Genomic DNA, 16,610 nt, shown 5'->3' with positions numbered 1-16,610 from the left:
CTTAAGCGGCGGCCAGTTCCGGTGAGGGAGCGATCCAGCCGCGATCGTCGATGGCGATGCCGAGCCCGTCGTAAGAGGCGATCGCCATGTGTGGCGTCTGCAGAGGGTGGCCGTGCGTGGCGCTGATCACCATGACCGTGGCTTCGGCCGCCTCGGCCGCGGCAATGCCGGCCGGGGCGTCCTCGAAGACCAGGCAATCGCGCGCGTCGACGCCGAGCCGTTCGGCCGCCAGCCGGAAACAGTCGGGCGCCGGCTTGCCGCGCGTGACATCCTCGGCGGCGACTATGACGGCGGGAACCGGTATGCCGGCTGCCTTCATGCGCAGCAGCGCCAGCTCGCGCGGCGCCGACGTGGCGATGGCCCAGCGTTCGGGCTGCAGCGACTTCAGAAAGGCGACCGCGCCGGCGATCGGCAGGATGCCATCGAGGTCGGCCGCTTCGGCCTGCAACAGCGCATCGGCCTCACGCACGGGGTCGACACCGGGAAGATTGAGCCGGCCGATGGTCTCGATCGCCCGCACCCCGTGGATCGTCGGCAGGAATTTCCCGACGTCGAGGCCCTGGCGCTGCGCCCACTGCGTCCACACCCTTTCGGCGGCGGCGATGGAGTTGATCACCGTGCCGTCCATGTCGAACAGAAAGGCCGCGAATTTTCTGCCTGCAAACATCAAAGATCCTGGGGGTCGTTTCGGGAGGGTCGAAGCATCTCCCTCAACCCTAGCGCGATGGTCTCTTCTTAGGAAGGCGCGGAGCCATCTTTTCGACCGCCGGAGGGAACTATGGTGCCGCCGCCGCGTTGAAAAAGCTGATTTCCAGAATGATAAAAAGGGGGAACCGCGATGCTGATCAGGCTCGGCTACGAAATCGCTATTGAGAGTGATGCAGCAACGCCGATCATTTCGCTGCTCGACATCCACCGGGAGCGCCAGGCCGACATCAAGCGGCAGACCCGCGTGCTGACCTCGCCTTCGGTCCCGACCCGGGTCTATCACGACCGCCACGGCAACAGCTGCCGCCGTTTCACCGCACCCGCCGGCGGGTTCCGCATCCTCTACGACGCGGTCATCGAGGACAGCGGCGAGACCGACGACGTCAACACGCTGGCCGGGGAAACGCCGGTGGCGCAGTTGCCCGATGAGGTGCTCGTCTATCTGCTTGGCAGCCGCTATTGCGAGACCGACCATCTCGGCAGCCTCGCCTGGCAGCGCTTCGGCCAGCTTCCGCCCGGCTGGGCGCGGGTGCAGGCGATCGTCGACTATGTCCACAACCGCCTGTCGTTCGGCTACGGCTATGCGCGCTCGACCCGCACGGCGGCGCAGGCGCATGAGGAGCGCGTCGGTGTCTGCCGCGACTTTGCCCATCTGGCGATCACGCTCTGCCGCTGCATGAACATTCCGGCCCGTTACGTGAACGGTTATCTCGGCGATATCGGCGTGCCGGTCGATCCGGCGCCGATGGATTTCTCGGCATGGATGGAAGTCTTCCTCGACGGCAAGTGGTACACGTTCGATCCGCGCCACAATCGCCCTCGAATCGGTCGTGTCGTCATCGCGCGCGGCCGCGACGCCACGGACGTGCCGCTGCTGCACAGTTTCGGCCCGCACCGGCTCTCGCTGTTCAAGGTCTGGACCTATGAGCAGGAGCGCAATCTGTTCAATCCGCCCCATCATGGCGTCGACAGGACCGTCAGCGCGCAGATGCTAGCCTGACGACTGCTGGCCTGACCACGCCATCAGCGACCGGCGCCCGAGATCGATGGGTGGTCCGCTTCGGTACAACCTCGGCTGTGCCGGATCGGGACCGAAAGTCACCACGCCGTTAGCACAAGGCGGATCATGGTAAGCACTTCGTAAAGGAAGTTGCGGCGGGGGTTTTCTATTTACCGGATGTTCACCTCGCTCCACTTCGAAATACAGCAAAAACAATGAGTTAATAAGAGGTGACCACTTTCGCTGCTGCGGCAGCGCCATCCGGCCGGATTCCTGCAACTCCCCTCATGCGGTTTCGAGGCCGCGGCAAGTGGAGGCGGAAAGATGCGGCAGTTCAGGGGTTTTGTTCAGGCGGCGGGCGGCTTTGCCAGGGATCGTGACGGAAACTTCGCCGTCGTCTTCGGCTTTGCGGCGTCGGTGCTGGCGCTGGGCGTCGGCTTCGCAGTCAATGTCTCCCAACTCTACAACGCCAAATCGAGCCTGCAGGGCATCGTCGACGCCGCTGTGACCTCGACGGCGCGGGATCTCACCACCGGCGACATCGAGGAAGCCGATGCGAACAAGTCGGTGCAGGCCTTTCTCGATGCCAACGGAGCGGCCGGCATCCTGCGGGCCGACCAGATCATTCTCGACAAGCTGACGGTCGACAAGACGGCCAAGACCGTCCGGGCGGACGTCCATGTCGATGTCGCCTTCTATTTCCCGCTGTTCAGCATGGGCGACATGCAGCGCGTGCCGGCATCCACAACCGCGCTCTATTCGGACAAGACGGTCGAAGTGGCGATGATGCTGGATGTGACCGGATCGATGAAGAGATCCGGCAAGACCGACAAGATCGGTGATCTGCAGGCCGCTGCTTCGGATGCGGTCAAGGACCTGCTCGACCAGAATCGCGACCCCAGCAATCCGCGCGTGCGGGTGGCGATTGTTCCCTACGCGGAGGCCGTCAATACCGGTGGCCTGGCCGGCACCGTATTCGTCGAGACGGAGAACGGACCGAAGGTACCGCCGCCGGTCGACGCGGCCGTCGCCGTGTCGGCAACTTCAGCACCGGACAAATGCGCCACCGAGCGCAAGGACAAGGATGGCTATGCCGATTATTCGTCCGACGGGCCCGATACGCTTCGCCTGGACAATAAGGGCAAGCGCTATCAGGCCAAGGTGAATCGTGACTATCGCATGAGGGTGTGCCCGTCGGCGGCTCTCGTTCCGCTGACGTCCAATGAGGACAAGCTGCTCACCGCCATCGACGATTTCAGCGCCGCGGGCGTGACGGCAGGCGGCATCGCCGCGCAATGGGGCTACTACATGCTTTCTCCGGCTTGGCGTCCGGCAATTGCCGATGCCGGCCTGGGCGCCGGGCCGGCCAATTTCGACAAGAAGAAAGTGGCCAAGATTGCCATCCTGATGACGGATGGTCAGTTCAACACGGCTTTCGCCCGTGGGCGTGGCACATCCAGATCGCAGGACGCTGGCCAGATGTCGCGCAGCAATGCCGAAAGCATCTGCAGCAACATGAAGCGCGACGGCATCGAGATATTCACCATCGGCTTCGATCTGAACGACCCGTCAATGACGGCGACCGAGCGCGATCAAGCAAAGTCGGTGCTGAAGAATTGCTCGACCACTGACACGTCCTCGCTGAAGCATTATTACGAGGCCGCCACGGGCACTGATCTGGCGAATGCGTTCGACGAGATCACCCGCAACATCGAGACGCTGACGATCAAGCGCTGATCCGCCGACTTCGGGCAGGCCGTGGGAACGGAAAAGGCCGCCGCTTCTTTCGAAGCCGGCGGCCTTCCGTGTTTCCGTCCATGGCGCGGTCTCTGGCGGCGACGCATTCACGTCACCTGCCGCGCATCTCGCGCCTTAACGGGAAGACTGCTTCCCGAAAGTGCAATCCGCTGAGGCCACGTTCTGGAAAACGAAATCACTCGACATCGGATCACCTCCTTTCGATCTGTTGAACACACCCTCATGATGGGGTGCGTTGCAGCAAAAGACAAGACGCAGGTTTGAAAAAGCCAGAGGCGCCTTGTCAGACGAACCGCATCGGCGCGCCAACCTCGACCCGCCCCGGCCGGTCGACCGTGCAGTAGACGCCGAGATTATGGGCGTTGTGGCGCACCAGGTTGCGCAGGATTCCGGGATCGTTGTCGAAACCGTCCTGGGCGATGATGGTGAAGCCGCAGCGGCGACACGGTTCGGAGATCGTCAGCAGCAGGTCGCCGATCGCGAACTTGCGGCCGATCCATTCCGTTTCGGGGAACGAGCCTTCGACCGGCTCCATGTCGACGACGATGTTGGGGCGGAAGCGGCGCGGGTCGGCGGCACCTTCCGGATGCAGTGCCTTCAGCCGCGCCAGTGAGGCGGTGGTCAACAGATGGATGGGGTTCTTGACGTAGCGCTCCGCGGTCAGCGGGCCGGCATAGTCGGGCGCGGCGTTTTCGCGGTGGAACGGTCGGATCGAAGCTTCAAAGCCGAGAAAGGCGGAGATGGCGCGGTCGCTCTCGGTGCCCGGTGCGGCCAGCCAGTCGCCGTCGGGGACGGCGATCTCCAGTTCGCGGTTGTTGGTCAGCCGGATGCGGATCAACGGCACCTTGTGCCATTTCACGTCGCGGTCGGGCCGTGCGATCTCATTGTCCGATCGATCGACGAGGCCGAACATCCGGTCTCCGTCGATGCTTTCGGGGCCGACCGAGATCGCGTCCAGGCGCTCGCCGGCGAGCGAGCTCGCCGGATAGCGCCAGAGTTGGGTAACCGCACCCAGTGCTGCCTTGTCCTGCATCATGCCTTCTTGTTCTGGCGGTTGGCGACAAGGTCGTCGACGACGGCCGGATCGGCCAGCGTCGAGGTGTCGCCGAGCGCGCCGTAATCGTCCTCGGCGATCTTGCGCAGGATGCGGCGCATGATCTTGCCGGAACGGGTCTTGGGCAGGCCGGGCGCGAACTGGATCTTGTCGGGCGTGGCGATGGCGCCGATCTCCTTGCGGACATGGTCGACCAGTTCCTTGCGCAGCGTCTCGCTCGACACCTCGCCGGCCATCAGCGTGACATAGCAGTAAATGCCCTGGCCCTTGATGTCGTGCGGATAGCCGACGACCGCCGCCTCGGAAACCTTGTCGTGGCTGACCAGAGCCGATTCGACTTCCGCCGTGCCCATGCGGTGGCCGGAGACGTTGATGACGTCGTCGACGCGGCCGGTGATCCAGTAGTAGCCGTCCTCGTCGCGGCGGCAGCCGTCACCGGTGAAGTACTTGCCCTTGTAGGTGGAGAAATAGGTCTGCACGAAGCGTTCGTGATCGCCATAGACGGTGCGCATCTGGCCCGGCCAGGAATCGGTGATGCAGAGATTGCCGTCGGCCGCACCCTCGAGCACCTTGCCATCGTTGTCGACCAGCTGCGGCTTGACGCCGAAGAAGGGCCGCGTCGCCGAACCCGCCTTGAGGTTGGTGGCGCCGGGCAGCGGCGTGATCAGGATACCGCCGGTCTCGGTCTGCCACCAGGTGTCGACGATCGGCACCTTGCCGTTGCCGACGACGTTGAAATACCACTCCCAGGCTTCCGGGTTGATCGGCTCGCCGACCGAACCCAGCACGCGCAGCGACTTGCGCGAGGTCTTCGTCACATGCGCGTCGCCGGCGCCCATCAGCGCGCGCAACGCCGTCGGCGCGGTGTAGAAGATGTTGACCTTGTGCTTGTCGATGACTTCCCAGAAGCGCGACTGCGACGGATAGTTCGGTACGCCCTCGAACATCAGCGTCGTCGCGCCGTTGGCTAAAGGACCGTAGACGATGTAGCTGTGACCGGTGACCCAGCCGACATCGGCGGTGCACCAGTAGATGTCGCCGTCATGGTAGTCGAAGACATATTGGTGGGTCATCGAGACATAGACGAGATAGCCGGCGGTGGTGTGCAGCACGCCCTTCGGCTTGCCGGTCGAGCCCGATGTGTAGAGGATGAACAGCGGATCCTCGGCCTTCATCTTCTCCGGCTTGCACTCGGCCTTGACCGTCGCGATCTCGTCATGGTGCCAGAGGTCGCGGCCCGCCACCCAGTTGATCTTGCCGCCGGTGCGGCGCACGATCAGCACCTTCTCGACCTTGGTGCCGGCCTTGGCGGCGATCTCGATCGCCTTGTCGGTATTTTCCTTCAGGGGGACATGCTTGCCGCCGCGCAGGCCCTCGTCGGCGGTGATGACGAAGGTCGATTTGCAGTCGTCGATGCGGCCGGCCAGCGCATCCGGCGAGAAGCCGCCGAAGACCACCGAATGGATGGCGCCCAGCCGAGTGCAGGCCAGCATCGCATAGGCCGCTTCCGGGATCATCGGCATGTAGATGGTGACGCGGTCGCCCTTCTTGACGCCGTGCTTCTTCAGCACATTGGCGAAGCGGCAGACATGCGCGTAGAGCTCGTTGTAGGTGACCTTCCTGTCGTCATAAGGGTTGTCGCCTTCCCAGATGATGGCGGTCTGGTCGCCGCGCTTCTTCAGGTGCCGGTCGATGCAGTTGTATGAAACGTTGGTCTCGCCGTCCTCGAACCATTTGATCGAGACCTTGCCGTCGAAGGAGGTGTTCTTGACCTTGCTGAAAGGCTTGAACCAGTCGATGCGCTTGCCGTGCTTGCCCCAGAACTTGTCGGGGTTCTTGACGCTGTCGGCATACCATTTGAGGTAGGTGTCATTGTCGATCAGCGCGTTCTTCTTCCACGCCGGCTGTATGCGATGGACATGAACCTCGGACATTTTTACTTCCCTCCCGAAACCAACGCGCCGGCTTGGGCGCCGGCGCCATCGCGGCAAAGCGGCCGCGAATTCGCGCGCATTATTAACAGTTCCGCGATGACGGCAATATTAGACGTTGGATTCGCGCGGCGGGATGCCGCAGGCGCAAGATCCGATGCTGTCAGCACTCGACCACGGTCGCTGCTAACTGCATGTTCTGGCGAGGAAAACCCGGATACGATCAGGAAAAATCAATAGACAGTTAAATAACAAGGCGCACAATCCAATGTCGGGAGGAAAGGAGAATCGACCCAGGGGGCTGCAATGCATGACCATTCCGAAATGGACCTGATGCTCAAAGGCTATGGCTTGACCACGGCCAAGATTCTTTATCACTTTCCCGACCATCCGCATCTGCTGCAGAGCTACATCTGGCAGGATTACGACATCGCGCCGAAGTTCCCGGTGCTGATCCGCTTTATCGAATTCTGGAAGACCAAGCTCGACGGTCCGCTGCATTCGGTCGTCTACACGCACCAGAAGCTGATCGCGCCGAATGAGTGGCGCAAGGTCGACGGCGAGTTCGTGCTGCATTAGGGGCAGTAGCACAGACCGCAAGTGATTGGTGGAACCACCCGTCGCTTCGTCATCCACGGGCGGAGCAAGGAGCGGAGCGACGCGGCGCAGACCCGAGGATCCATGCCGCGACATCAAAGCGTTGCCGCGGTCCAGAATTCTGCTCCGCCGCTATCTTCGGCCAAGGTTACGGCATGGATCCTCGGGTCTTCGCGACGCCGCTTCGCGGCTGCTCCGCCCGTGGATGACGAAGTTGAGGGGCTTCGACTACTCCCCAACTGTCTATGATGATCCAGAACGAAGGACCGCGACTTAATCAGACCGCCGGCGGGTTGAGCCTGGCGAAACCTTCCTGTCGACGATAGGGGAAATAGGGGTAGGGCGCGGTGACTTCGCTTGCCGCGTCGAGTTTTTTCACCTGTTCCGGCGTCAGCGTCCAGCCGACGGCGCCGAGGTTCTGGCGCAGTTGCTCCTCGTTGCGGGCGCCGACGATCACGGATGAAACCGTCGGGCGCTGCAGCAGCCAGTTGATGGCGATCTGCGGCACGGTCTTGCCGGTTTCGGCAGCCACAGCGTCGAGCGCCTCGACAACCCGGTAAAGATGCTCGTCCTCGACCGGCGGCCCGAAGCTCGCGGTGTCGTGCAGCCGGCTCCTTTCCGGCAAGGGCTGGCCGCGGCGGATCTTACCGGTCAGGCGGCCCCAGCCGAGCGGGCTCCACACCAGCGCGCCAACGCCCTGGTCGAGGCCGAGCGGCATCAGCTCCCACTCATAGTCGCGCCCGACCAACGAATAGTAGACCTGATGGGCGACGTAGCGCGGGTAGCCATGTCTGTCGGCCAGGCCGAGCGATTTCATCACCTGCCAGCCGGAGAAATTGGAGACGCCGACATAGCGCAATTTGCCGGCGCGCACGAGGTCATCCAGCGTCGACAGCACCTCCTCGATCGGCGTGCGAGCATCGAAGGCATGCAGCTGCAGAAGGTCGATGTAGTCGGTGCCGAGACGCCTCAGCGCATCTTCCACCGTCCTGATCAACCGCGATCGCGAGGAGCCGTAGTCGGTTGGTCCATCGCCCATCGGCAAAGAGGTCTTGGTCGAGATCAGCACGGCGTCGCGGCGACCTTTAATGGCCTGCCCGAGCACCTCTTCCGACGCGCCGTTCGAATAGACGTCGGCGGTGTCAAACAGATTGACGCCTGCCTCGAGGCAGATGTCGACCAGCCGCCGCGCTTCCTCGGCGTCGCTGTTACCCCAGGCCCCGAACAGCGGTCCCGAGCCGCCGAAGGTGCCGGCGCCGAATGAAAGTACGGGAACCTTCAGGCCCGATGCGCCAAGACGTCGATAGTCCATTTTTTGCTCCTGTGAGGTCGAGAGAGTTGTTGCTTCGAGGATTGTCACGAGCGGACGGATGCCGGTTCGCCGAGTGCCGGGTTGCGATCGAGGCGCAGCGCCAGTGCGGCCACGCCGAGCGCCGAAAGCGGCAGCAAGGCCGCGACCCAGGTGACGGCGCCGAGGCCAGGGCCGTGGGCAATGACCACGCCGCCCAGCCAGGCGCCGGCGGCGTTGCCGAGATTGAAGGCGGCGATGTTGAAGGACGAGGCGAGGCTTTGTCCGGCGCCTTCAGCCTTTTCCAGCACCCACATCTGCAGCGGCGCCACGGTGGCAAAAGCGGCGGCGCCGAGCAGGCCGACATAGAGGACGGCCATAAGCTGGCTGTGCAAGGCAAAGGTCATGGTGGCGAGCACCAGTGCCAGCACGACCAGGCTGCCGAGCACGGACGGCACCAGCCAGCGGTCGGCTGTCTTGCCACCAATGAGATTGCCGGCGATGAGGCCGCCGCCGAAGACGAGCAGGATCGGCGACACCGCCGCTTCGCCAAAACCGGTGATCTCGGTAAGCAAGGGAGCGATGTAGGTGAAGACGGCGAACACGCCGGCATAGCCAAGCACGGTGGTGGCGAAGCCGAGCAATACCGGTGCGCGGGCAAGGACGGCGAGATCGGCGCTGAGCTTGCTCGTCTGTGGCTCCGCCTGGCCGCGCGGTACCAGAAGGAGGATGATGGCGAAGGCAGCGAGCCCGACCAAGGTCACCGCCCAGAAGGTCGCGCGCCAGCCGAGGGCCTGGCCGAGCCAGGTGCCGAAGGGAACGCCGAGGATGTTGGCGATGGTGAGCCCGGTGAACATCAGGGCGATGGCCGACGCCTTCTTGTTGGGCGCGACCAGCCCGGTCGCCACGACCGAGCCGACGCCGAAGAAGGTGCCGTGGGCAAAGGCGGTGAGCACGCGGGCGCCCATCAGCGTCCAGTAATCGGGGGCCAAAGCGCAGGCGAGATTGCCGATGGTGAAGATCGCCATCAGCACCAGAAGCACGGTCTTGCGCGGCCAGCGGCCGGTGGCGATGGTCAGGAGCGGCGCGCCGATGACGACACCAAGCGCATAGCCGGAAATGAGCTGGCCGGCGGCCGAGATCGAGACACCGAGATCGGTGCTGACGTCGATGAGCAGGCCCATGATGACGAATTCGGTAACGCCGATGCCGAAGGCGCCGGCGGCAAGGGCATAGAGAGCAAGAGGCATGGCGGTCGTCCTGTTGGTCGCGGAAGGACGCCTGTCGCCGCGTCCCGACCCGGAAGATCGTGTCGCAACCAACTGTGAACCAGCCTTGCTTCGGGCATACTTTCTGTGAAATAGATTCACGAATGGCGAGACCAGAGATAAACCGCTCGGGCGAGATCGAAGTGTTCGTCCGCGTCGTCGAGGCGGGCAGCTTTTCGGCTGCGGCGCGGGCACTGCGCATGACGCCGTCGGCGGTGAGTAAGCTGATCGCGCGGCTGGAGGCCCGGCTTGGCGCACGCCTCATCAGCCGCTCGACGCGGCGGCTGCAACTCACACCGGAGGGCATTGCCTTCCATGACAGCGGCGTGCGCATCCTGGCCGACATGGCGGCGGCCGAGCGTGAGGCAGCGGCGGGTGCAGCGCCGCGCGGCCTGCTCAGGGTCAACAGCTATGTGCCCTTCGGCCAGCACCGGCTGATCCCGCTGCTGCCGCGCTTTCTCGAACGCTATCCCGAAATCTCGATCGACCTTGTGCTGACCGACCATGTCATCGACCTGATGGAGGAGCGCGCCGACGTCGCCATCCGCGCCGGGCCGCTCGGCGAATCGCGGCTGGTGGCGCGCAAGCTCGGGCAAAGCCGGACAGTCGTGGTCGCCGCACCCTCCTATCTCGAACGGCATGGCATGCCGCGGACGCCGGTCGATCTCGACCGTCACAACCGGATGGGCTTCCGCTTCGCGCGCCATATCGACGGCTGGCCGTTTGTCGACAGAGCCGGCCGCTCCATCGTGTCCCCGACCACCGGAAACGCGCTGGTCAGCGATGGCGAGGCGATGCGGCTGATGGCGCTTTCAGGCGCGGGCATAGCCCGGCTGGCGCGCTGGCATGTCGCGGCCAACATCGCCGCCGGTCGGCTCATCCCGCTGTTAGAAGATTTCAACCCCGGCGACGAGGAACTGACGCACGCCGTCTATGTCGGCCAAGGCAAGCATCTGCCGGCGCGGGTGCGGGCCTTTCTCGATTTTCTGGTCGAGACCGTGCGGCTCTGAAGGACGTTCGGGAGCCGGTGGCTCCCGAACTGTCAGCCCGAGATGGCTGTTGCTTACGCCTTCGCTGCGAACGGCGCCGGCCGCCGACCTGCCGCCTGCCGCTCCAACATCCAGCCGGGATATTCGGCTGGCAGCGCGCTGACCTCGTCCAGTTTGGCCAGATCGTCGGCGTCGAGCTTCAGCTCTGTCGCGGCAAGGTTCTGCTCGAGCTGCTCCATGCGGCTGGCGCCGATGATGACGCTCATCACGAAGGGTTTTGCCAGCACATAGCCGAGCGCCACAGTGGCGACGCTGACATCATGCTTGCTGGCGATGTCGCGCATGACGGCAACCGCGGCCCAGGCGCGGTCCTCGTTGACCGGCGGGAAATTGAAGGAGGCGCGGCGGCCCTCGCCATTGCCGGGCGCGCCCGGACCATACTTGCCGGAGAGCAGGCCGCCCGCCATCGGCGACCAGACCATCAGGCCGAGTTTTTCCTCGTTGATCAAAGGCACGATCTCGCGTTCGAGATCGCGGCCGGCGATGGAGTAATAGGATTGCACGGTCTCGAAGCGGGCAAAGCCCTTGTGCTCGGCGATGCCCAGCGCCTTGGCGATGCGCCAGGCCTGCCAGTTCGAGACGCCGACGTAACGCACCTTGCCGCTGGACACGAGATCGTCGAGCGCCCTGAGCGTCTCGTCGATCGGCGTCACCGCATCGGTGCCGTGCAGCTGGTAGAGGTCGATATGGTCGAGCTGCAGCCGCTCGAGGCTGGCATCGACCGAGTCCATGATATGGCCGCGCGAGGAGCCGCGCTGGTTCGGGCCGCCGCCCATGGCGCCGTGGACCTTGGTGGCGATAACCACGTCCGACCTGTTGACGCCGAGATTTTTCAGCGACTGGCCGAGCAGTTTTTCGGACTCACCGAACGAATAGACGTCGGCTGTGTCGAAGAAATTGACGCCTGCGGCAATGGACTGGCCGACGATCTCGTCGACGCCCTTCTGGTTCAGGCTCGCGATCAGACCCCATTGGGCGTTTTCGCCGGCGGCGCCGAAGGTCATGGTGCCGAGGCAAAGTTCGGAGACGAACATCCCCGTGTTTCCGAGTTGGTTGTAGCGCATGGTGCGGCTCCGGGAGGTTGGTGATGACGTTCGGAAAATAGGAACGGTACGTTCCGTTTCAAGCGCTGGTGCAATTGCACTGTTGGGATTGGCTCAAGTTTCTGCTAGCGGCTGCCGAAGATGGCCGAGCCGACCCTGACGCTGGTGGCGCCGAATGCGATGGCCGTCTCGTAGTCGCCGGACATGCCCATCGACAGTTTTGCGACGCCGGCTTCCTTGCTCAGCTTCTCCAGCAGGGCGAAATGCGGGCCGGGATTCTCGTCGGCCGGCGGGATGCACATCAGGCCTTCGATGGCGAGGCCGTGAACCTCGCGGCAGCGGACGACGAAGGCGACGGCCTCGCGCGGCTCGATGCCTGCCTTCTGCGGCTCGGAGCCGGTGTTGACCTGCACGTAGAGTTTTGGCGAGCGCCCCTGCCGTGCGATCTCCTTGGCAAGCTCGGCCGCGATTTTCTCGCGATCGATCGTCTCGATGACGTCGAACAGGGCGACCGCTTCCTTCGCCTTGTTCGACTGCAGCGGGCCGATCAGATGCAGTTCGATATCCGGGAATGCTGCCTTCAGCGCCGGCCATTTGGCTTGCGCTTCCTGCACGCGGTTCTCGCCGAAGACGCCCTGGCCGGCCTCGATGACTGGGCGGATATCGGCGGCTTCGAAGGTTTTCGACACCGCGACCAGCGTCACCGCACCGGCATCTCGCCCGGCCTCGCGCTCGGCGGCGGCGATCCGCGCCTTGACGGCAAAAAGCTGTTCGACGGCGCTCGCCATGCTTAAATCCTGCCTGTCTTATCGCTCTCGGCCGGATCGCCGCAGTTGACGGGTCCGGCAATCCATGGTGAACACCGCGACGATATTTTCCCTGGCCGCCGGCCATTGTCCGGTGGCTCGTGCCTGCTTTTAAGTGAAAAACATCCGATGGCAACCGAACGATACAATCCGCGCGCGTCAGAGCCCAAATGGCAGAAGGCCTGGGACGCCAAGAAGCTGTTCGAAGCTCAAAACGACGACCCGCGTCCGAAATACTATGTGCTGGAGATGTTCCCCTATCCGTCGGGGAAGATCCATATCGGCCACACCCGCAACTACACGATGGGCGACGTGGTGGCGCGCTACAAGCGGGCCAAGGGGTTCAGCGTGCTGCACCCGATGGGCTGGGACGCCTTCGGCATGCCGGCCGAGAACGCGGCGATACAGAACAAGGTCCATCCCAAGGACTGGACCTATGAGAACATCGCCGCCATGCGCGAGCAGCTCAAGGTCATGGGCCTGTCGCTCGACTGGGCGCGCGAATTCGCCACTTGCGACGTCGACTACTACCACCGCCAGCAGATGCTGTTCCTCGACTTTGTCGAGAAGGGGCTGGTGACGCGCAAATCCTCCAAGGTCAACTGGGACCCGGAGGACATGACCGTGCTCGCCAACGAGCAGGTGATCGACGGGCGCGGCTGGCGCTCGGGCGCGCTGGTCGAACAGCGCGAGCTGACGCAGTGGTTCTTCAAGATCACCGACTATGCGCAGGACCTCCTGGATTCGCTCGAAGGCCTCGACGAGTGGCCGGAGAAGGTCAAGCTGATGCAGCACAACTGGATAGGCCGCTCGGAAGGGCTGCTGATCCGCTGGCCGCTGGCCGCACCGATTGCCGGCGAGCATGAGCTGGAAGTCTATACGACGCGGCCCGACACCATTTTCGGCGCCTCCTTCATGGCGGTCGCCGCCGACCATCCGCTGGCGAAGAAGGCTGCCGAAGACAATCCGGCTTTGGCCAAGTTCATCGAGGAGGTCCGCCACATGGGTACCTCGGTGGCGGCGCTGGAGACGGCCGAGAAGAAGGGTTTCGACACCGGTATCCGCGTCGTCCATCCGTTCGACGACAATTGGACGCTGCCGGTCTATGTCGCCAATTTCGTGCTGATGGAATACGGCACCGGCGCCATTTTCGGCTGCCCGTCCGGCGACCAGCGCGACCTCGACTTCGCCAACAAATACGGCCTGCCGGTGGTGCCGGTGGTGATGCCGGAGGGTGAAAACCCGGCCACCTTCCAGATCATCGAAGAAGCCTATGGCGACGACGGCGTGATGATCAATTCGCGCTTCCTCGACGGTATGACGCCGACGAAGGCGTTCGACGAGGTGGCCAAGTTGCTCGAGCAAAAAACCATCGGCAATCGGCCGATGGCCGAGCGCAAGGTGAACTTCCGCCTGCGCGACTGGGGCATTTCGCGCCAGCGTTACTGGGGCTGCCCGATCCCGATGATCCATTGCGAGGATTGCGGCGTGGTGCCGGTGCCGAAGGCTGACTTGCCAGTCAAGCTGCCCGACGACATCGAGTTCGACCGGCCAGGCAACCCCCTCGACCGGCACCCGACCTGGCGGCACGTCAACTGCCCGCAATGCGGCAAGGCGGCACGGCGCGAAACCGACACGATGGACACGTTCGTCGATTCGTCCTGGTATTTTGCCCGCTTCACCGCGCCCTGGGCCAACGATCCGACCGATCCCCGGGCGGCCAATGAATGGCTGGCGGTCGACCAGTATATTGGCGGCATCGAGCATGCGATCCTGCATCTGCTCTATTCGCGCTTCTTCACCCGCGCCATGCGCGAGACCGGGCACCTCGACCTGGCCGAGCCGTTCAAGGGCCTGTTCACGCAAGGCATGGTGGTGCACGAGACCTACCGGGTCGGCAGCGCGTCCAACGGCCGCTGGCTGTCGCCCGGCGAGGTCAGGCTGGAGGACGTCGACGGCAAGCGCCGCGCCATCGAGATCGCCACCGGCGATGAGGCCGTGATCGGCCCGCTGGAGAAGATGTCGAAGTCGAAGAAGAATACGGTGAGCCCGGAAGAGATCACCGACGGCTACGGCGCCGACACCGCGCGCTGGTTCATGCTGTCGGATTCGCCACCCGAGCGCGACGTCGAATGGACCGACGATGGCGCGGCCGGCGCGCATCGCTTCGTCCAGCGTGTCTGGCGCCTGGTGTCGACGGCAGCCGAGTCGCTCGCCGTCATCCAGCCGGCGGCAGCGCAGGACGGTGAGGCGGGTGCTGTTTCCAAGGCCGCGCACAAGATCCTGAAAGCGGTCGGCGAAGACATCGAGAAGCTCGCCTTCAACCGCGCCATCGCCCGCGTCTACGAGCTCGCCAATGCCTTGACCGCGCCGCTCAACGAGGTCGCCGAAGGCAGGGCCGATCCGGCACTGAAAGGCGCCTGCCGAGAGGCGGTGGAGATCCTGGTGCACCTGGTCGCGCCGGTCATGCCGCATCTGGCCGAGGAGTGCTGGGAGACGCTCGGCGGCAGCGATATGGTCGCCGAACGGCCGTGGCCGGTCTACGATCCGGCGCTGGTCGTCGACAACGAGATCGTGTTGCCAGTTCAGGTCAACGGCAAGAAGCGCGGCGATTTGACAATTGCCCGCGACGCGGACCAAGGTGCCGTCGAAAAAGCGGTGCTGGCCCTCGACTTCGTGCAGAAAGCGCTCGAAGGTAAGGCGCCCCGCAAGGTGATCATCGTGCCGCAGAGGATCGTCAATGTCGTTGCCTGAGCTTGGAAAGACGACGCGTTTTCTGCGCCGTGCAGCATTGTACGGCTTGGTCGCCTCGGCCGCGCTGGTTTCGGCCTGCACCGTGCGTCCGCTCTATTCGAACGCGCCGCTCACCGCCGGCTCGACCGTCGGCGCCGCCGCCGAACTGGCGTCGATCTCGATCAAGCCAGTCAAGACCCGCTACGCCCAGCAGGTGCGCAACAATCTGATCTTCGGGCTCGGCCAGGGCGCGGGCGAGCCGGCTTCGCCGGTCTACACGCTTGATCTCGGCGTCAGCGAACTGGTCGAATCGGCCGCCCTTGTGCAGATTCAGACCGACGAGGACGAACCGACGGCCGGCACGGTGACGCTGACCGCGAACTATGTGCTGACCGACGCCAAGACCGGTACGGTCATCGCAACCGGCAAGCGCTCGGTGCCGTCATCGTTCGACAGGCCAACCCAGGAATATGCTTCCTACCGGGCACAGCTCGACGCCGAGAACCGCGCCGCGCGCGAACTGGCCGAACTGCTGCGGCTTTCGGTCGCCCAGGACCTGGTCAAGCACGGCAAGAAGGCCTGATCGCTTCCCATTTTGCCCTGGAATACGCATGAAAAAAGGCCGATTGCTCGGCCTTTTTTCATGGATCCCGGTGGCTCGGTATCAGCCGATCTTCTGGCCGGTCTTCGCCCAGTCGGCGAGGAACTGCTCGAGGCCCTTGTCGGTCAGCGGGTGCTTGACCAGCGCCTTCAGCGTCGCCGGCGGCGCGGTGATGACGTCGGCGCCGATCAGCGCCGCCTGCTTGACGTGGTTCACGGTGCGCACCGACGCCGTCAGGATCTCGGTCTGGAAATCGTAATTGTCATAGATCTGCCGGATCTCCTGGATCAGCTCCATGCCGTCCGAGCCGGTGTCGTCGATGCGGCCGACGAAAGGCGAGATGAAGGAGGCGCCGGCCTTGGCGGCCAGCAGCGCCTGGTTGGCGGAGAAGCACAGCGTCACGTTGACCATCCGGTTCATCTCTGTGCGGATCGTCTTGCAGGCCTTCAGTCCATCCAGCGTCAGCGGCACCTTGATGCAGACATTGGGCGCGATCTTGGCCAGCACCTCGGCCTCCGCCATCATGTCCTTGAATTCGGTGGCGACCACTTCGGCCGAGACCGGGCCGTCGACGATATCGCAGATCTGCTTGGTGACCTCGGAAATCTTGCCGCCGGATTTCAGGATCAGCGAGGGGTTGGTGGTGACGCCGTCGAGCAGGCCAAGATCGTTCAGCTCACGGATTTCCTTGACATCAGCGGTGTCGACAAAAAATTTCATGACGGGGTCTCCTGAAGATTTTCATGTGCATGGCATGCACATTCGGGGTCGGCC

General features: G+C 63.9%; 14 protein-coding genes. 6 read left to right on the top strand and 8 right to left on the bottom strand.

Annotated features, from left to right (window positions below; genetic code table 11):
- Position 1: 1 nt before the first annotated feature.
- The gene (locus tag A6B35_RS02600) at positions 2-667 is read right to left on the bottom strand and encodes an HAD-IA family hydrolase (protein ID WP_006206646.1); all 666 of its coding nucleotides are present in this window, start codon (positions 665-667) and stop codon (positions 2-4) included.
- 171 nt (positions 668-838) lie between these two features.
- Here A6B35_RS02600 and A6B35_RS02595 point away from each other — a divergent pair, with 171 nt between their 5' ends.
- Both A6B35_RS02595 and A6B35_RS02590 read left to right on the top strand, forming a co-directional pair.
- On the top strand, positions 839-1,708 hold the full coding sequence (locus A6B35_RS02595) for a transglutaminase-like domain-containing protein (protein WP_006206645.1): 870 nt from the start codon (positions 839-841) through the stop codon (positions 1,706-1,708).
- Between the two features lie 324 nt (positions 1,709-2,032).
- A complete protein-coding gene (locus A6B35_RS02590; RefSeq protein WP_006206644.1) occupies positions 2,033-3,445 on the top strand; it encodes a pilus assembly protein in 1,413 nt (470 codons plus the stop codon).
- Between the two features lie 304 nt (positions 3,446-3,749).
- Here the strand turns inward: A6B35_RS02590 and A6B35_RS02585 are convergent, their stop codons facing one another.
- Complete coding sequence (locus tag A6B35_RS02585; RefSeq protein WP_006206643.1) at positions 3,750-4,499, bottom strand: MOSC domain-containing protein; 750 nt, start codon at positions 4,497-4,499, stop codon at positions 3,750-3,752.
- Entirely contained in the window at positions 4,499-6,454 is a 1,956-nt protein-coding gene (acs, locus tag A6B35_RS02580) for an acetate--CoA ligase (RefSeq protein ID WP_065518144.1), read from the bottom strand. Before acs ends, A6B35_RS02585 begins: the two co-directional genes overlap by 1 nt.
- A gap of 303 nt (positions 6,455-6,757) precedes the next feature.
- Between acs and A6B35_RS02575 the strand changes: the two genes are divergently transcribed.
- On the top strand, positions 6,758-7,030 hold the full coding sequence (locus tag A6B35_RS02575; RefSeq protein ID WP_006206539.1) for an usg protein: 273 nt from the start codon (positions 6,758-6,760) through the stop codon (positions 7,028-7,030).
- A 295-nt stretch (positions 7,031-7,325) separates the two neighbouring features.
- Here A6B35_RS02575 and A6B35_RS02570 read toward each other — a convergent pair whose 3' ends face one another.
- Positions 7,326-8,360, bottom strand: a complete 1,035-nt coding sequence (locus A6B35_RS02570) for an aldo/keto reductase (protein ID WP_006206540.1) — start codon at positions 8,358-8,360, stop codon at positions 7,326-7,328.
- A 44-nt stretch (positions 8,361-8,404) separates the two neighbouring features.
- A complete protein-coding gene (locus A6B35_RS02565; RefSeq protein WP_006206541.1) occupies positions 8,405-9,586 on the bottom strand; it encodes an MFS transporter in 1,182 nt (393 codons plus the stop codon).
- A 122-nt stretch (positions 9,587-9,708) separates the two neighbouring features.
- On the opposite strand from A6B35_RS02565, the gene A6B35_RS02560 reads away from it, so the two are divergent.
- On the top strand, positions 9,709-10,614 hold the full coding sequence (locus tag A6B35_RS02560; RefSeq protein WP_006206542.1) for a LysR family transcriptional regulator: 906 nt from the start codon (positions 9,709-9,711) through the stop codon (positions 10,612-10,614).
- Between the two features lie 53 nt (positions 10,615-10,667).
- Here the strand turns inward: A6B35_RS02560 and A6B35_RS02555 are convergent, their stop codons facing one another.
- Complete coding sequence (locus A6B35_RS02555; RefSeq protein ID WP_006206543.1) at positions 10,668-11,717, bottom strand: aldo/keto reductase; 1,050 nt, start codon at positions 11,715-11,717, stop codon at positions 10,668-10,670.
- Positions 11,718-11,821: 104 nt separating this feature from the next.
- Positions 11,822-12,484: a YggS family pyridoxal phosphate-dependent enzyme gene (locus A6B35_RS02550; RefSeq protein ID WP_006206544.1), complete on the bottom strand. Its 663-nt coding sequence runs from the start codon at positions 12,482-12,484 to the stop codon at positions 11,822-11,824.
- 147 nt (positions 12,485-12,631) lie between these two features.
- Here A6B35_RS02550 and leuS point away from each other — a divergent pair, with 147 nt between their 5' ends.
- Both leuS and lptE read left to right on the top strand, forming a co-directional pair.
- On the top strand, positions 12,632-15,256 hold the full coding sequence (gene leuS, locus A6B35_RS02545) for a leucine--tRNA ligase (RefSeq protein ID WP_006206545.1): 2,625 nt from the start codon (positions 12,632-12,634) through the stop codon (positions 15,254-15,256).
- Positions 15,243-15,818: an LPS assembly lipoprotein LptE gene (gene lptE / locus A6B35_RS02540; protein ID WP_006206546.1), complete on the top strand. Its 576-nt coding sequence runs from the start codon at positions 15,243-15,245 to the stop codon at positions 15,816-15,818. The genes leuS and lptE overlap by 14 nt, the downstream gene beginning before the upstream one ends.
- A gap of 81 nt (positions 15,819-15,899) precedes the next feature.
- On the opposite strand, the gene fsa is transcribed toward lptE, so the two are convergent.
- Positions 15,900-16,556, bottom strand: a complete 657-nt coding sequence (gene fsa, locus A6B35_RS02535) for a fructose-6-phosphate aldolase (RefSeq protein WP_006206547.1) — start codon at positions 16,554-16,556, stop codon at positions 15,900-15,902.
- Between the last annotated feature and the right edge of the window lie 54 nt (positions 16,557-16,610).

The organism is Mesorhizobium amorphae CCNWGS0123 (assembly GCF_001686985.1).
Classification (GTDB): domain Bacteria; phylum Pseudomonadota; class Alphaproteobacteria; order Rhizobiales; family Rhizobiaceae; genus Mesorhizobium; species Mesorhizobium amorphae.
The sequence above is the reverse complement of the archived record's forward strand: the minus strand, read 5'-3'. Positions and strand labels throughout refer to the sequence as shown.

Bases quoted from the DNA above. Each gene is read 5' to 3' on its own strand.
- A6B35_RS02585 (WP_006206643.1), bottom strand. From the start codon at position 4,499: ATGCAGGACAAGGCAGCACTGGGTGCGGTTACCCAACTCTGGCGCTAT.
- A6B35_RS02600 (WP_006206646.1), bottom strand. From the start codon at position 667: ATGTTTGCAGGCAGAAAATTCGCGGCCTTTCTGTTCGACATGGACGGC.
- fsa (WP_006206547.1), bottom strand. From the start codon at position 16,556: ATGAAATTTTTTGTCGACACCGCTGATGTCAAGGAAATCCGTGAGCTG.
- A6B35_RS02595 (WP_006206645.1), top strand. From the start codon at position 839: ATGCTGATCAGGCTCGGCTACGAAATCGCTATTGAGAGTGATGCAGCA.
- acs (WP_065518144.1), bottom strand. From the start codon at position 6,454: ATGTCCGAGGTTCATGTCCATCGCATACAGCCGGCGTGGAAGAAGAAC.
- A6B35_RS02570 (WP_006206540.1), bottom strand. From the start codon at position 8,360: ATGGACTATCGACGTCTTGGCGCATCGGGCCTGAAGGTTCCCGTACTT.
- A6B35_RS02575 (WP_006206539.1), top strand. From the start codon at position 6,758: ATGCATGACCATTCCGAAATGGACCTGATGCTCAAAGGCTATGGCTTG.
- A6B35_RS02565 (WP_006206541.1), bottom strand. From the start codon at position 9,586: ATGCCTCTTGCTCTCTATGCCCTTGCCGCCGGCGCCTTCGGCATCGGC.
- leuS (WP_006206545.1), top strand. From the start codon at position 12,632: ATGGCAACCGAACGATACAATCCGCGCGCGTCAGAGCCCAAATGGCAG.
- A6B35_RS02550 (WP_006206544.1), bottom strand. From the start codon at position 12,484: ATGGCGAGCGCCGTCGAACAGCTTTTTGCCGTCAAGGCGCGGATCGCC.
- A6B35_RS02560 (WP_006206542.1), top strand. From the start codon at position 9,709: ATGGCGAGACCAGAGATAAACCGCTCGGGCGAGATCGAAGTGTTCGTC.
- A6B35_RS02590 (WP_006206644.1), top strand. From the start codon at position 2,033: ATGCGGCAGTTCAGGGGTTTTGTTCAGGCGGCGGGCGGCTTTGCCAGG.
- A6B35_RS02555 (WP_006206543.1), bottom strand. From the start codon at position 11,717: ATGCGCTACAACCAACTCGGAAACACGGGGATGTTCGTCTCCGAACTT.
- lptE (WP_006206546.1), top strand. From the start codon at position 15,243: ATGTCGTTGCCTGAGCTTGGAAAGACGACGCGTTTTCTGCGCCGTGCA.